15 protein-coding genes are annotated in these 14623 nt (G+C 49.6%); 12 read left to right on the forward strand and 3 right to left on the reverse strand.

Annotation, left to right across the window (positions count from 1 at the left end; genetic code table 11):
• The first annotated feature begins 36 nt into the window (after positions 1 to 36).
• The 12 genes from flhA (at position 37) to PG915_RS00280 (ending at position 11049) form a co-directional block, all read left to right on the forward strand.
• Positions 37 to 2130, forward strand: coding sequence for a flagellar biosynthesis protein FlhA (gene flhA / locus PG915_RS00225; RefSeq protein ID WP_353497398.1), 2094 nt, complete (start codon positions 37 to 39; stop codon positions 2128 to 2130).
• Positions 2131 to 2170: 40 nt separating this feature from the next.
• Positions 2171 to 3133 carry a diguanylate phosphodiesterase gene (locus tag PG915_RS00230; protein WP_353497399.1) on the forward strand — a complete coding sequence of 321 codons (963 nt, stop codon included), beginning with the start codon at positions 2171 to 2173 and terminating at the stop codon, positions 3131 to 3133.
• A gap of 200 nt (positions 3134 to 3333) precedes the next feature.
• The gene (gene lafA, locus PG915_RS00235; protein WP_353497400.1) at positions 3334 to 4194 is read left to right on the forward strand and encodes a lateral flagellin LafA; all 861 of its coding nucleotides are present in this window, start codon (positions 3334 to 3336) and stop codon (positions 4192 to 4194) included.
• Positions 4195 to 4426: 232 nt separating this feature from the next.
• Positions 4427 to 5797: a flagellar filament capping protein FliD gene (gene fliD, locus PG915_RS00240; protein ID WP_353497401.1), complete on the forward strand. Its 1371-nt coding sequence runs from the start codon at positions 4427 to 4429 to the stop codon at positions 5795 to 5797.
• Positions 5797 to 6183 carry a flagellar export chaperone FliS gene (gene fliS / locus PG915_RS00245; protein WP_353497402.1) on the forward strand — a complete coding sequence of 129 codons (387 nt, stop codon included), beginning with the start codon at positions 5797 to 5799 and terminating at the stop codon, positions 6181 to 6183. Before fliD ends, fliS begins: the two co-directional genes overlap by 1 nt.
• Entirely contained in the window at positions 6167 to 6478 is a 312-nt protein-coding gene (locus PG915_RS00250) for a LafD (protein ID WP_353497403.1), read from the forward strand. Before fliS ends, PG915_RS00250 begins: the two co-directional genes overlap by 17 nt.
• Positions 6479 to 6482: 4 nt before the next feature.
• A complete protein-coding gene (locus tag PG915_RS00255; RefSeq protein WP_353497404.1) occupies positions 6483 to 7547 on the forward strand; it encodes a flagellar hook-length control protein FliK in 1065 nt (354 codons plus the stop codon).
• A gap of 18 nt (positions 7548 to 7565) precedes the next feature.
• A complete protein-coding gene (locus tag PG915_RS00260; RefSeq protein ID WP_353497405.1) occupies positions 7566 to 8042 on the forward strand; it encodes a flagellar basal body-associated FliL family protein in 477 nt (158 codons plus the stop codon).
• Between the two features lie 8 nt (positions 8043 to 8050).
• The gene (locus PG915_RS00265) at positions 8051 to 8779 is read left to right on the forward strand and encodes a FliA/WhiG family RNA polymerase sigma factor (RefSeq protein ID WP_353497406.1); all 729 of its coding nucleotides are present in this window, start codon (positions 8051 to 8053) and stop codon (positions 8777 to 8779) included.
• A gap of 9 nt (positions 8780 to 8788) precedes the next feature.
• Positions 8789 to 9646, forward strand: a complete 858-nt coding sequence (gene motA, locus PG915_RS00270; RefSeq protein WP_353497407.1) for a flagellar motor stator protein MotA — start codon at positions 8789 to 8791, stop codon at positions 9644 to 9646.
• Complete coding sequence (locus PG915_RS00275) at positions 9646 to 10653, forward strand: flagellar motor protein MotB (RefSeq protein ID WP_353497408.1); 1008 nt, start codon at positions 9646 to 9648, stop codon at positions 10651 to 10653. Before motA ends, PG915_RS00275 begins: the two co-directional genes overlap by 1 nt.
• 93 nt (positions 10654 to 10746) lie before the next feature.
• Entirely contained in the window at positions 10747 to 11049 is a 303-nt protein-coding gene (locus PG915_RS00280; RefSeq protein WP_353497409.1) for a hypothetical protein, read from the forward strand.
• Between the two features lie 204 nt (positions 11050 to 11253).
• Here the strand turns inward: PG915_RS00280 and PG915_RS00285 are convergent, their stop codons facing one another.
• From PG915_RS00285 to flgK, 3 genes are read right to left on the reverse strand one after another with little or no spacing between them, the layout of a single operon-like run.
• Positions 11254 to 12291 (reverse strand): flagellin, encoded by a 1038-nt coding sequence (locus PG915_RS00285; RefSeq protein ID WP_353497410.1) that lies wholly within the window; start codon positions 12289 to 12291, stop codon positions 11254 to 11256.
• 44 nt (positions 12292 to 12335) lie between these two features.
• Positions 12336 to 13238, reverse strand: a complete 903-nt coding sequence (gene flgL, locus PG915_RS00290) for a flagellar hook-associated protein FlgL (protein ID WP_353497411.1) — start codon at positions 13236 to 13238, stop codon at positions 12336 to 12338.
• Positions 13239 to 13247: 9 nt separating this feature from the next.
• The gene (flgK, locus tag PG915_RS00295) at positions 13248 to 14621 is read right to left on the reverse strand and encodes a flagellar hook-associated protein FlgK (protein ID WP_353497412.1); all 1374 of its coding nucleotides are present in this window, start codon (positions 14619 to 14621) and stop codon (positions 13248 to 13250) included.
• Positions 14622 to 14623: the final 2 nt, after the last annotated feature.

The following is a 14623-nucleotide window of genomic DNA, read 5'->3' on the forward strand; positions in this document are numbered from 1 at the left end:
CCTGCTTAGCGCGCTCGAAACAACAAAGGAACACATATGTTGAATCGTCTTCATCAACTTAGACGCTCAGGAAAAGGATACATTGGCATTCCCATTGTATTGCTGATGATTTTGGCCATGGTGATTTTGCCATTGCCACCTTTGCTACTGGATGCCCTGTTTACCTTCAACATCGTACTGGCGATTTTGGTACTTTTGGTGAGTACCACCGCGAAGCGTCCACTCGACTTTTCTATATTCCCAACCATATTGCTTATCGCGACCTTGATGCGTTTGACGCTCAACGTGGCCTCGACACGTGTTGTGTTGCTTGAAGGCCACAACGGCGGTGATGCTGCGGGTAAGGTAATTCAAGCGTTTGGTGAAGTGGTGATCGGCGGCAACTATGTGGTCGGTATGGTAATTTTCGTCATCTTGATGATCATTAACTTTGTGGTGATCACCAAAGGTGGTGAGCGCATTTCTGAAGTATCGGCGCGCTTTACCCTTGATGCCCTACCGGGTAAGCAAATGGCGATCGACGCAGACTTGAATGCGGGTCTTATCGACCAAGAGTCCGCACGCACGAGGCGTAAAGAAGTCGCCAACGAAGCGGACTTCCATGGCTCGATGGATGGTGCATCCAAGTTTGTGCGCGGCGATGCGGTAGCCGGTTTGATGATCCTGTTCATCAACATCATTGGTGGTATCAGCATTGGTGTGTTTGAGCACGGACTGCCTGCATCGGAAGCGTTTAAAACCTACGCCCTACTGACCATCGGTGATGGCTTGGTAGCTCAGATTCCATCGCTACTGCTTGCGACCGCTGCTGCCATTATTGTGACGCGCATTAATGACAGCGACAGCGATATGGCTGACACCATGCAAAAGCAGCTGTTGGCAACACCAGCCACGCTGTACACCGTTTCGGCGATCATGTTGATTATTGGTCTAGTGCCAGGCATGCCACACTTGGCCTTCTTTACCTTTTCCGCCGTTTTAGCCTTTGCGGGCTGGAAGCAATCGAAAGCGCCCAATGATGATCCGCAGCTTGATGAAGTCGAAGCCATTAGCCATGCGATGCAAAACGACAACGAGCTTCCACTCTCTTGGGATGATATTCCCCATGTGCAAAGTTTGTCGCTCGCGCTTGGGTATCGTTTGGTGCATTTGGTGAATAAAGAGCAAGGCGCACCGGTACTGCAGCGTATTCGCGGAGTACGGAAGAACCTTTCAGAGCAAGTGGGCTTTTTGCTGCCAGAAGTGCGCATTCGCGACAATCTAAGCTTAAAACCCAACCAGTACACCGTTGCACTTAACGGTGAGATCATCGAAGAAGGCTTTATCGAGCCAGACCGCCTCATGGCGATTGCTGTGGGCGAAACCTATGGCGAAGTCGACGGTATCTTGGGTAGCGATCCTGCTTATCATCTGCCTGCAGTTTGGATTGAGCACAACGACAAAGCCAAAGCGCTCAACATGGGTTATCAAGTGGTGGACGACGCTACCGTGATTGCCACCCACATCAGCAAAGTGATGAAATCCCATCTTGCGGAGCTATTTACCCACGACGATGTTGACGCAATGAACCTGCGTTTAACCCAACAAGCGCCCAAGCTTGCAGAAGCTCTTGGTGCAGCTTTAAACCCAGCACAGCAGTTAAAGGTGTACAGGCAACTGCTGCTCGATCAGGTACCACTAAAAGACATTCGCACCATTGCCAATACTATGTTGGAGTCGGCAGAAAATACCAAAGAGCCGATCTTGCTTGCCTCGGACGTGCGCTGTGCATTGCGCCGCACTCTGGTTAACCTCGTCGCAGGCCAGCGCAAAGAGCTCAACGTTTACGCGCTTTCCGATGAGTTAGAACAAATGCTTATGCAGTCACTGCATCAAGCTCAAGCGAATGGTAATGTGATTCTGGATAGCTTCCCGATTGAACCGAATATTTTGAGTCAGTTCCAACAGAATCTGCCTCTGATACAACAGCAGCTAAAGCAGCAAGGATTGGCACCAATACTCTTGGTGATGCCGCAGCTAAGGCCGCTGATTGCGCGCTATGCCCGCACCTTCTCCCAGGGATTGGCCGTGTTGTCATACAACGAAATCCCTGAAAGCAAACAAATCAACGTGGTAGGAAACCTTGGATAATTTAAGTAGCTATAGGGCCCAGTTCCTCTTTGTGCTGCGCATGATAGAGGACAATGCGGTCACAGATGACGATCATAAGCTTGCCGAGCTCATGGCTGCCGATGAGGTGTGTCATGCGTGCCAGCCTATTCGGTATTGCAGCAGTGACGAGATAGAGTATCAGTACATCACCTTGCGTTATGGTGACAAGAAAGACCTTAGCGTTTTCGCGCTCGACATATCGGATACTGTTCGCGCAGCACTCGATCTGTTCGCCTTGTATCTGGCGGTTAGGCAAACCCAATTTGAGCTAGAGACCTTTCATCCAGATCTACTCAACAACCTCGTGTTTTCCATGAACGCCTGCACCTTGCTGCGCCCAGAAGGCAAACACTTTATCGACCAGTTAGGCCAACACTTCAAGCAGCCTATGTCGATGTTGATCCCGAGCCTATACCTCACACCAGGTGAGGCCAGCAACCCCGCCACTAAGGCCATGCTGGAGCGACTTGAAGATCGCTTCCACAAAGTTTGTTTTGACGTGCATCTACCAATCAGTGATTTAGAATACCTGACGCCATTTGACCCACAGATGATTAAAATTTCTAACTCACTCGACAGCCAAGACGAGAAGCGCGCGCTACTGCCAGTGATCCGCTATATCAAGCGTCGTAAAGCGACCTTAGTGGCCGGTCGCGTCACCAGCCAAAATACCTTGTCGCAATATAAGATGCTCGGTGCAAAGTTCTATTTTGGTTACGTATCTGACGTGCCAATTCCAGTGCATTTCAAAGGTTTTGAAGACCCAAAAGCAGAAATGCGTAAAAAACAGCGCGAGCGCGCCAAGGCCGAGCAGTTTGCCGATCAACAAATCGAAGCTCAAAACCAACTCGCACAAGAACAAGCCGAACGCGACCAACAGCAAGCGCTGCTTGATGCCAGTATCGACAATATGTATCAGTCGGCAAAGACAGAGTTTGTCGATGAAGAAATTGAAGCCATCGTCAGACAGGTAGAAGAATAAATCCCTCCATTCTTCCGCTATAGAGCCTAGATTCTAGGCTCTAGCCCCAAAACCCGGAATCAACCTCACAGTTTTATCGCTACTTTTCAATTTCTTAGCTTTTTTTCTTATTTCCAATTAATTTTCAAAATCAACCAACCGCCTCTAGTTAGTGAGCGGGGCGATAGTCCCACATTGAGACAAATCTAGGAGAATTCACAATGGCTCTATCAATGCACACTAACTACGCTTCGCTAGTTACTCAAAACAACCTAAACCGCACTAACGATCTGCTAAACACATCGATGGAGCGTCTAAGTACTGGTCTTCGCATCAACTCTGCAGCTGATGATGCAGCAGGTCTTCAAATTTCTAACCGTCTAGAAGCGCAAACACGCGGCATGTCAGTCGCAATGCGTAACGCTCAAGATGGCATCTCAATGCTACAAACAGCAGAAGGTGCGATGGATGAGATGACGAACATCGCATACCGCATGAACGACCTAGCTCTACAATCAGCGAACGGCACTAACACTCAAGCAGACCGCGATGCTCTAGATGCTGAATACCAACAACTTGGTGCAGAGCTGAACAACATCATCGATAACACTAACTTTGGTGGTCAAAACTTGTTTGGCGCAACTGGCGTTATGACTGGCACTCTTGACTTCCAAATTGGTTCAACCAATGCTGAGCGCATGACGTTTGACCTAACAAACGGCGGTACATCAACAGCAATGGCTGACCTTAAGACATTCGCAGGTGCAATTGGTGACCTTAAGTCAGACGCTACAGCGCAAACTGCAACACAAGCCATCTCAGAAAACGCAAGTAACCTGATTGGTAACCTTGGTGAAATGCGCGCGCAGTTCGGTGCAACAATCAACCGTCTAGATCACACAGTTACTAACCTACAAAACATGTCAGAGAACCTATCTGCATCTAAAGGTCGTATCACTGACGCTGACTTCGCCGTTGAATCTGCCAACATGACGAAGAACCAAATGCTGATGCAAGCGGGTACACAGATGCTAGCTCAATCTAAGCAGCTACCTGGCATGGCTATGTCTCTTCTAGGCTAAGCGTGACAGCAACTCCGATTTTTAAGCCTCCTTCACGGAGGCTTTTTTATCCGCGAAACACACTGCGTAACTGACAAAAACTCGGAAGCTCAAATAGGAAAACACACCCTTTAAAATGGGAAGCGGTGTTTCCGCAAAAACACATAAACCCTTAAAAACAACAACTTAATTCAGGCACACTTCTTGTATCACTTCTTTATATCGTCGTAACCGTGCCCAGCAAGGAATGATTATGAGTTCATTTGATCCAATTACCATGGCAACCCAATTGGCGACCTTTGAGATTCAACCTTTTCAAATTCGTTATCAAAGGCAGGCTGATACTTATCAGGCACAGCTCAGCGCGCTAAGCAGCGTAGAATCGGCACTGCGCGAGTTTCGCACTGCCATTACCGAAATGAACAACAGCAGCAATAGCATTGTAAAAAACAGTGCCAGTGTATCTAATGAAGGTAACCTGACCGCTGAAGCTGATGCCAACGCCATTGCGGGTAGTTATCAGATGTTCGTCGAGCAGCTCGCCAGTAGCCACCAGATAGTGGCCGGTATGCCAAATGACCTCAGCGCAGACACGGCATTGCCGAAGTCCGGTGAGATGACCTTGAATGTGGGCAGCGACCAATTTGTTGTTGATTTCTCAACACTCGATGTCAATGACGCGGGTGAACCAACAATTCAATCCTTGGTTAAGGCCATAAATGAGCACCCTGATAACACAGGAGTGAGTGCTTCACTGGTACGAAGCAACGGTGAAACCAACTTCATTCTCACTAGCACAGAAACAGGCAAAGATAACAGCATCTCAGCCGGCATTTCAAACACACCAACAGCAGAAGATTGGACATGGTTCTCAGATGCATTTCAAACCGCAAACTTAACCACACTCTCTGAGCCTAAAGATGCCATTGTAAGGTTAGGCGGCGAGACTGGGCTTGCGATTACCAGCGCATCCAACACCTTTGATAACGCTATTGAAGGTGTCAAGTTTACCGTCACTAAACCCCATGACGCAGGCTCCTTAGGCACCACTTTAACCGTTGGCTCCGACAGCGAAGCAACCAAAGAGCAGGTCACCGCTTTTGTTGATGCGTACAACGCACTGCTTGAGACCATGGACAAATACACCGCCATTGGTTCAGAGAGCACCGAGCGCGGTGTTCTCGCCAACGATTCCACTCTACGTTCGATCGAAAGCCAAGTTAGCGGCCTGCTTCGCGGTACATTTGAGGGCGTTTCCCTAAGAGAAATTGGCCTTAGCTTTGAGCGAGACGGCTCACTGAGTCTAGACACCAAAAAGCTTGATGAAGCGCAGCAAAATAACGCTGCGCAGCTGGAAGCCATTTTTAATGGCGACGGTAACTTATTCGACTCCCTTGATGCTGCCATTGACCCGTTTTTGAAGTCATCCGTCGGACTTTTCCAAGGCCGTAAAGACAATCTACAGGAAAACCTAAGCCGGATTGAAGACAAACAAATGGGCTTAGAAAGAAAATATGACATGGCGTACAACCGCTATCTCGCCCAATACACCCAAATGAACAACATCATGAACCAAATGAACAGCACCATGGGTATGTTCGGCTCAACCTCAGGAGAATACTAATGTTAATGGACTCAGGCTATGACTCATACCAACAAGTTGATTTAGATGCACAGGCTGCCGCTGCCAATCCTCATCAACTTGTCGTCATGCTCATTGATGGGCTGCTCGACGAAGTAGAGCGTATTCGCGGCCACATCATCGCTAATCGCTTGGAACAAAAGGGCCAAGGCATCACCAAGTGCATGAACATTCTTGTTGGCCTAGATAGCGCCCTTGATGACGAAAATGGTGGTGAAATTGCGGCTAACTTGCACCAACTTTACGATTTTTGCCAGGCGGAGCTGTATCAAGCGAGTGTCAACAATGATGTCGACAAATTGGAAAATGTCGAAAAAGTCATGACCAACATAAAAGAAGGATGGCAGAACTTTGGTAAGCACGCATAAGGTATCACCCGAGCGGTTTCGCCACCTCAGCCAATGCATGACGGTGGCGGCCAAAACCGAGGATTGGCAGTCACTCAAACGCTACGATGGTCAGCTTCGTGAGCTTTTGGACACCCATAGACCTTTCCTTAAAGACCCACGTTTAGCACCTGAAATCGAACGTGCTCGGCGCGCGCATTTACGCGCCTACGAAGCGCTATCGTTAGCGACCAGTAAGCTGAAACAAAAGCTAGATAGCAGTGATGCGGAAAAAGAGCGCGCCATGGCTTATCAACTGGCGATGACCTTGGAGTAATACCATGCTAGTGAGCAACCAATTAGTGAACAATCACATTGGCAGCGCGTCTGCCAGCAAACAAGGCCATAGCACAGGGCAAACTTCGATTAGCCAAGCGCTAGACAGCAAAGAAAATGGCCTGCCTATCGTGCGTGGCTTTGGCTCGCTGCTCTCGCCTAAATCAACCTCTGACAAGGATGCTACACCTGCGTCTTTATTGGATGAGGCTTTAGTTGAAAATGAAATTACCGATGGTGCGCTATTGACGCAGTATGTCACTCCGCCAGTACAGTCGTTCGGCTCTGCAGGTGCAAGTAACGCTGCGCTAGATGCAGAAGCACTCTCAAAATCCACCAGCCCTATGCTGGCTCAGCTCAATGGTTCACAGCGCAGCTTTGGTGAAGTCAACCCGCAGCTTACTAACAGCCCTGCTCAGAGCACCGCAAAAGAGGCCGCTCTGCCGACAGGCTTGTTACAAACATCAGCGACTCAAACCGAGCTCAGCGGGAAATCACTGGCAACCGATATAGCCAATCTGCTCAGTGCCAATCAAACACAAAACGGCGCTGCTGCTCTACCCACTGGCTCACAAGCAGGAGCACCCTCCGTCAACCCAACGACCACAGTAAACACAGCGACTGCGACGACGGAATGGGCACCGGTTCGCATCGACCCTCAAGCAGGAAAGTGGGGCGAACAAATGCTGCAGGTACTCAATGATCGAGTCACGCTGCAAGCACAGCAAAATCTTCAAGAAGCACGGATCAGATTAGATCCGCCCGATCTTGGTAAATTGGATCTTATGGTGCGTGTCGAAGGCGACAAACTCAGCGTTCAGCTCAATGCCAACGTTGCCGCCACGCGCGAAGCCTTAGTTCAAGTGTCAGAACGCCTACGCGCCGAGCTACAAAACCAAAGTTTGATGCACGTTGATGTGCAAATTGGTGGCGGTGACAAACAAGAGTCCAACGGCCAACCAGCTCCCGAGCAAAGCTCAACCATTTTTGCCAATGAGCGCCATGAGTCTGGCAGCAATAACGCCACGGCCTTCTCCACGGATGAACACTGGCTTAGTACCCAAGTGTGATCGCTTTAGGAATACAGCATGAATAAAAAACAGTTTCTTTCACTCTTTGCCACCTGCGTTGTAACTAGTGCTCTCGTCTCTGGCGGCACAGTTGCGGGTGCAATGTGGTACCTCAACTCACCCTCGACATTAAGTGATGGCCAGTTTTCGTTTTTGGAATCTGAGCCAAAGCCGAGTGCCGGTCCTAAATTTCACGCCCTAGACAATGTGATTGTCAGTGTGCGCGGTAAAAAACAGACTCACTTTGTGATGTTGGAGCTGGCGCTGGAAACGCGTCACATCGAGCGTCTTGAGTTCGCCAACGACTACATGCCAAAAGTCAGACACGCAATGCTTAACCTGTTCAGTCAAAAACGTTATGAAGATCTGCATGGTGCAGATGCATTGGATCAGCTTCAGCGGGAGGTGAAAGCCTCGGTGATGACGGCTTACGCCGATACCCAGTTAAACCGAGATATTGACGACGTTCTGCTGACGAAATTTGTTATTCAGTAGGAGCGATTATGCTGGATATGAATCACTCAGACAGCTACGGCGTCGCCGAAGATGTCACATCAAACGCCACTCGTATCGATGAAAATCGCCTACTTAGCCAACATCAAATCTTGGTTAAGCGCGTGGTGAACCAACTGCGCAACCACGCCACGACCCATTGTAGCATTGAAGACATGCAGCAGATTGGACTGATTGGCTTGCTTGAGGCTGGGCGCCGCTATGGCAACATCGATGACCCTAACTTTCCGGCGTTCGCCGTGTGTCGTATTCGCGGTTCTATCTTGGATGAGCTGCGTCGCCTTGACTGGCGTTCACGCAAAACTCGTCAGGAGGCTCATGAGCTCAATGATGTCACGCGTGATTTAACCAAGCGCCTACGCCGAGCGCCAAGTGAGCAAGAGATCATCGCAGCCCTTGGCACCACACCTCAGGACTATCATGCCAGGCTAAACGCGACCATGGCGGCTGAGATGCAGAGCTTGGATCAACTGATTGAAGGTGGCTTTGAAAGCTCAGTGGAGTCCGGGTGTGAGGGCGTAAATCACGAACATATCCGCCGCAGCCTGGAGAAGGCACTCAGCCAGCTACCCAAACGCGAGCAGCTACTGCTGACGCTGTTCTACCAACACGATTTGAACTTACACGAGATTGCTCTGGTGTTAGAGCTGACCCCGCCACGGATTTGTCAGCTTCACAAGCAAGCGCTCAAGCAACTCAACCAACTACTGTCTTCTTAGGAGTCCACTATGCAAAAGTTTACTGGCGCAATCATCATTTTGATGTGTGTCTTCGGCGGTTACGTCTGGGCTGGAGGCAGTCTGATGGCCATTTGGCAACCGGCAGAAATGCTAATCATCATCGGCGCGACCATTGGCTCCCTCATCATAGGCAACCCGCCTCAAGTTCTTAAAGAGATGCGCAATCAGCTGCGAGGCATCATCTCTCCACCTAAGGATGAGCGCGAGTTCTACATGGAACTGATGGCGCTGCTGCAAGTATTGCTGGAAACCGTGCGCAGTGGTGGTTTCAAAGCACTAGATAAGCACATTGAAAACCCAGAACAGAGCGATATTTTTGCTCGTTACCCACGCGTAAGCAGTGATTATCGCTTAGTTTCTTTCATTACCGACAATTTACGTTTAATGGCAATGGGACAAATGTCGCCTCATGAGTTAGAGGGACTACTAGAGCAAGAGATTGAAGCGATTGAGGCCGACTATATGCAGCCCGCTCGCTCCATGCAGCGCACCGCAGAAGCCATGCCTGGCTTTGGTATTTTGGCTGCCGTTGGCGGCATCATCATTACCATGTCCGCCATAGATGGCTCTATTGCCATGATTGGCTATCACGTTGCTGCCGCTCTAGTAGGCACATTTATCGGTATTTTCGGCTGTTACTGCTGCTTAGACCCAGCAAGTAACGCCATGGCTCAACGCGTTAAACGCAACATGTCCGCTTTCGACTGCACCCGCGCCACCTTAGTGGCCTACGTCGCGAAGAAGCCGACACTATTGGCGATTGACGCTGGCCGCAAGCACATTCAGCTAGACATTAAACCGACCTTTAATCAAATGGAGGTGTGGCTCGCTGAACAGGAGGGATAATGCAAAAACATGAGCAAGTAGTCTTCAAACGCGCCAGTCGTAGTCATCATCATGAGTCTCATGGTGGTGCATGGAAAGTAGCGTTTGCTGACTTTATGATTGCCTTGATGGCGTTATTCCTCGTACTTTGGGTCATGCAGGTGGTCGACAAAGAAGAGCGCAAAGCGATTGTCGCCCATTTGCAAATGGCCAGTGTCTTTGACCAAGGCAGTGGCAACCTATTCGACACCTCAAAAAGCATTTCTCCTATCGATCTAACCACGGATTCGTCCGTGGCCAGTCGTCACGATTCGGTGCATTCGGTTAGTTCTTTTTTCCAAGGCGATCGCGAAGGGCCAGAATCGGACTCACTTATCGACGGCACCTTTGATACCCAAGAGCGCCTAGCGGCTCTTGCTGAGGTCATCAATGACATGGTGCGTCAGATCAATGCTCAAGGAAATGTCGATGTCACCGTTACGCCTCAAGGATTGCGCATCGTGCTGCAAGATGACTACAAACAGAACATGTTTGGTCGCGGCGGCTCAACGTTAACGCCATTTTTTGAAGATTTATTGCTAGCTTTAGCACCTGTGTTTGAGCGAGTGGAAAATCCAATGATCATCAGCGGTCATACCGATGCGACTCAGTATCGTAAAACCTTCTCCAGCAAATCCAACTGGGAGCTCTCTGCCTCACGCGCCAACGTCGCTAGACAGACTCTCGCCTCTGGCGGCATGCCAGAGCAACGTGTGCTGCAAGTAACGGGCATGTCTGACCGTGCCTTACTCAATCACAGCGATCCCTCATCAAGCGAAAACCGCCGAATCGAACTGTTTATCCTCACCACACCCGCGGCTGAGGTCATCAACACCTTGTTTGGACAATCGCCAAACAGTGAATCGAAGAACGAGCTAGAGAAGGCGCGCGACAAGGCCAAATTCAATCAACCTGTGTTTCGAACCGACACCATTCGATTTGACGCAGGCGACGCCTCAAACGCGACCTCCAACGTGCAAGCACTGTAACTTGCACCTTTAATAGGGTGTTCTATGCTTTTGGTAGTACACCCTTGATCTCACTATCTTTTGCTATTGAGCACCCAGTCAGTAGGGCATGTTATGCGACAATCTATCCCGCACATACCGCCAAAATCAAACCGATCGCCAGATGGATTACAAAAGGCGTTCCTATGGCTGATCATCATTGATTACGCCCTACTTGCACTGTTCTTAAGTCAACTCACCACCCTCTCGCTAAAGGGCGGTACGTTAATCAGCTTGTTATTAGTGGTATACAACAGCCTACTTACTTTTATGTGCTTTAGACGCACCGCACGTCAAGATGCCTACATCATCTATCCGACGATATCGGCTACCTTGTTGGCGTTTGTGTGTTTTTTGTATTTTTTCTTTTTGGTTTGATGGCAAAGACTAGAACCCGTTCGCTCGAAGCACAGTCACCTAAAGCACAGTTTTCCAGAATACTGACATCCACAACAACGTCATTCTCGTGGAAACGAGAGTCTTCTGACGCGTGTACCTTGGGTTATTGGGACAATAATAAGTGAGCCACGTGCGGTGGGAGATCCTCACTTGCGTGAGGATGACGATTGCTGTTTAGATTGATTATTTTAATAAAGCCACGACCGTATGACGTCTCACATTCGCCTGTGCATTGAGCGCCTGAAATGTTGTCGTAAAATCTTGTGAAAGCTGACTAAAGCCAGAGAGCGTTTCGTTAACTTGTTGCTCGGAAGGGAGCTTGGATTGGCTCTGAATACGCGTCATTTGCGTATCGAGTTGGGATTGGAATTGCCTTGCTTCGCTTAAGCTGGATTGTGCTTGTTTTAGGTGTTGGTTCACCTTGGCGATGGATTGTTTGATGCCATCGCGAGAACCTAGGTCAAACTTGAGTTCCGCCATGCCATCTGGCTCAGCTTGAATCGAGAAAGTGTTGGCTTGTCCTGCCGGGAAGCGGTGGCCTTCGCCTGTGACTCGAACTTGCTGCTGCATCGCAGCGTAGGCCGATTCGTGCACCTCAAATACGATGCTGCCATCGTTGGCAAGTGACGCGCGCATGCCCATTGGGATGACGCTTCGGTCGAGCTGTTTAACGGTGCGCTGGCCGTCTGACTGGCCGTCAAATTGCAGCATCACCGAGCCGCCGCTTGGAAAGTCTAGACGCACTTGTTCGGCACGCTCGCTCATGCGGTGCACATTGAGACCCGGGATCGAAAAGCGCCTTACATCCGAGGTATCAAGCTTTAGATGCAGCTCATTGTCGACCACACGTTTACCATCAAAGCGTGCCTGATTAAGCGTTGCTTCAATCACTTGCTTTGAACGCGACAGCTTGTCGGTCATCTGTGGCGTGGAACCGTGCGATAACGCTTGGGTGAGCTGCTTTTTCACTTGTGTCAGCTCTTTGCCCACGCCTTGTAGTGCTTTCGTGGCAATTTGTACCGACGTGGCGTGCTGCTGACCTTGTGTCAGCAGCACGCCGGATAACGAATAAGCGGAAGAGATTTCCGCTTGCGGCTTGAGAAGATGTTTGGAGAGCGAGGTTGTTGTGGTATCAGACGCTTGCGAGGGAGCAATACTCGTCGTTCCCTGCCCTGTGAGCTTTATACTATGCGGTCTAACTTCAACCGTACTTACTGCCATAACACCGTTCCTTGAGCCTTATTGCCGAGTGGCAAAAACGACCGCTAAATGCGGTCGAATAGAGATAAATCATTAATCTGCATGTAGCTGGCCTGTGTGGCTTGCAGCGCTGCCATATAGTTGCTAAGCCGCACCGACGCCTCGCCGTAATCGAGTGCAGAGACATCACTAGTCACCTTGTCGACAAACAGCTTGTTCTCACTGTGGGCGCCATCCATCAAATCGAGGTTGTTGTGGCGGCCGCCAATTTCTGTCATCGCACCAAGCACATTGCCTAAGGTATTATCAATGGCATCCAGACTGGCACCAACTTCGGTTTGAAAATTTGGACTCGGGTTCTGAAATTCCACAATCAATCGGTCGATTTGATTCAATACATTGTCGCCGCCACCTAAATCTAAGATGTCTTGCGCCGTAGTATTAGACTCCATTGTTACGCCTTTAGCGACGGTCACTACACGCTTATCACTGTTGCCATCCAAGGAATACACACCGCCTCCCGCATCAGAAATCGCTGGGGTATCGGTTTTAGTACCGGAGAAAAGGTAATGACCCTCTTCATCTTGAGAGTTGAATGATGACTGAACCGAGTCACGCAAGCTTTCAAGTTCCGTAATCATCCCTTGTCGGTCTTCATCGGTAAGCGTACCGTTCGCCCCCCAAAGCACCAACTCGCGCATGCTTTTTAGACTCTCATTGACCGAGTCTAAGTGAACTTCTTGACTAGATAGCGTGGTTTTGACATTGGCGATGTTGCGCTGATACTGATTGATTGCCGCGCCTTCTCGATCGAGGTTGAGCAATTGAATCGATGCCATTGGGTCATCTGACAATTTAATCAGTCGATCGCCTGTGGCCATTTGCTGCATCACTTTGCCAAGGCCTGCGTTATTGGTTTGCAGGCTTTGCAGCATCATTTGGCTAAATTGAGTATCACTGATCCTCATGGTCTCTCCTTAAAATAGCTGCAATACCGAATCAAACAGTTGATTCGCTGTACTGATCACTTTCATGTTGGCGTTGTGTGCGTTAGCAAACGTCATTAGGTTCGCTGCTTCTTCGTCGCTGTTGACCGCACTGACATTATCGCGTGCGGCAACCGCCTGCTCAGACATCGCCTGCTTCGCCTGATAATCCGACTCAGCCTGTCTAGCTCGAATAGCGGTGTCACCTACCATAGCGGTAAATGCATCATTGAGGGTGACTGACCCATAGCCGCTGATGGCCACCTGTTTGTTACTGATATCAATCAGGTCTTTAAGATTGTCGCTGTTGCCTGGATTCCCATCGCTAGAAAATGCCAATTCATCAGCACTGATAGCAGTAATATCTAAACTGGCCGCAGGGTTAGCAGGGTCGTAAGTAAACAGTGGCGCACCCGGATTACCATTGAGATCAGTGCCAGCTGCCAATACCGCATTAAACTCGTCGGCCACACTGCGCGCCATATCATCAATCGCCTGTTGATTCGGCTTGAGCACGTCGATTTGATAATCATGCAGCGCCCCCAGCTTGCCGCCAATATCCCCTTTGGCTGCAAACGTCTGATTGCCAAATTCGATGTGCAAATCCGCAAGGTAAGGGTCACTTGGATCTGGAATCGCTTTGATGACACTGGCATCTGAGCCCATGACTAAGGGCTGACCAGACGCTAAAGAGACTTGAACACTGCCATCAGGCTGCTCTGTGGTTTTCACCGCCATGATGGTAGACAACTCACCAATCAAGGCATCACGGGTATCCATTAGTTGCGAAGAATTACCGCCCGTGCCTTGCATCTCAACGATCTGCTTGTTCACTTGGGCAATGTTAGCCATCACACTGTTGGCATGCGACAGTGCAGCATTGCGCTGATCGTGTACATCTTTATGCTGATTATGCAGCGATTCGGTGAGCGTATTGAAGCGGCGCGCTAGGGCTTCCGATTCATTGACCACCTGCTGACGAAGTGGGGTCGATTCTGGTTTGGTGGTCGCATCGTTGAGTGAAGCAAACAGGCTATCAAGCCCAGATGACAAACTGAAACCATCGGCACCCAGCATATTTTCTAACTGGCTCATCGCCGACGTATAGCCAGCAGAGTAGTTAGCTTCACTGGCTGTGGACCAGGTTTGCTTCACCAAGTATTGATCGGTCACGCGGCGAATGCTGGTGACTTCCACGCCCATTCCTGGTGAATTGTAATCGTATTTTCCCCCCGTTACCGAAGACATGAGTGCCTGCTGGCGACTGTATCCAGGGGTATTCACGTTCGCCACGTTTTGCGCGGTGACATTTAATGCCACGCGATTGGCATTCATCCCGGTGAGGGCGATATTAATAAGACTCATGA

The organism is Vibrio sp. CB1-14 (assembly GCF_040412085.2).
Classification (GTDB): Bacteria; Pseudomonadota; Gammaproteobacteria; order Enterobacterales; family Vibrionaceae; genus Vibrio; species Vibrio chaetopteri.

Excerpts from the sequence above, each read along its gene's own strand:
- flhA (WP_353497398.1), top strand. The coding sequence starts at position 37 with ATGTTGAATCGTCTTCATCAACTTAGACGCTCAGGAAAAGGATACATT.
- PG915_RS00230 (WP_353497399.1), top strand. The coding sequence starts at position 2,171 with ATGATAGAGGACAATGCGGTCACAGATGACGATCATAAGCTTGCCGAG.
- lafA (WP_353497400.1), top strand. The coding sequence starts at position 3,334 with ATGGCTCTATCAATGCACACTAACTACGCTTCGCTAGTTACTCAAAAC.
- fliD (WP_353497401.1), top strand. The coding sequence starts at position 4,427 with ATGAGTTCATTTGATCCAATTACCATGGCAACCCAATTGGCGACCTTT.
- fliS (WP_353497402.1), top strand. The coding sequence starts at position 5,797 with ATGTTAATGGACTCAGGCTATGACTCATACCAACAAGTTGATTTAGAT.
- PG915_RS00255 (WP_353497404.1), top strand. The coding sequence starts at position 6,483 with ATGCTAGTGAGCAACCAATTAGTGAACAATCACATTGGCAGCGCGTCT.
- PG915_RS00260 (WP_353497405.1), top strand. The coding sequence starts at position 7,566 with ATGAATAAAAAACAGTTTCTTTCACTCTTTGCCACCTGCGTTGTAACT.
- PG915_RS00265 (WP_353497406.1), top strand. The coding sequence starts at position 8,051 with ATGCTGGATATGAATCACTCAGACAGCTACGGCGTCGCCGAAGATGTC.
- motA (WP_353497407.1), top strand. The coding sequence starts at position 8,789 with ATGCAAAAGTTTACTGGCGCAATCATCATTTTGATGTGTGTCTTCGGC.
- PG915_RS00275 (WP_353497408.1), top strand. The coding sequence starts at position 9,646 with ATGCAAAAACATGAGCAAGTAGTCTTCAAACGCGCCAGTCGTAGTCAT.
- PG915_RS00280 (WP_353497409.1), top strand. The coding sequence starts at position 10,747 with ATGCGACAATCTATCCCGCACATACCGCCAAAATCAAACCGATCGCCA.
- PG915_RS00285 (WP_353497410.1), bottom strand. The coding sequence starts at position 12,291 with ATGGCAGTAAGTACGGTTGAAGTTAGACCGCATAGTATAAAGCTCACA.
- flgL (WP_353497411.1), bottom strand. The coding sequence starts at position 13,238 with ATGAGGATCAGTGATACTCAATTTAGCCAAATGATGCTGCAAAGCCTG.
- flgK (WP_353497412.1), bottom strand. The coding sequence starts at position 14,621 with ATGAGTCTTATTAATATCGCCCTCACCGGGATGAATGCCAATCGCGTG.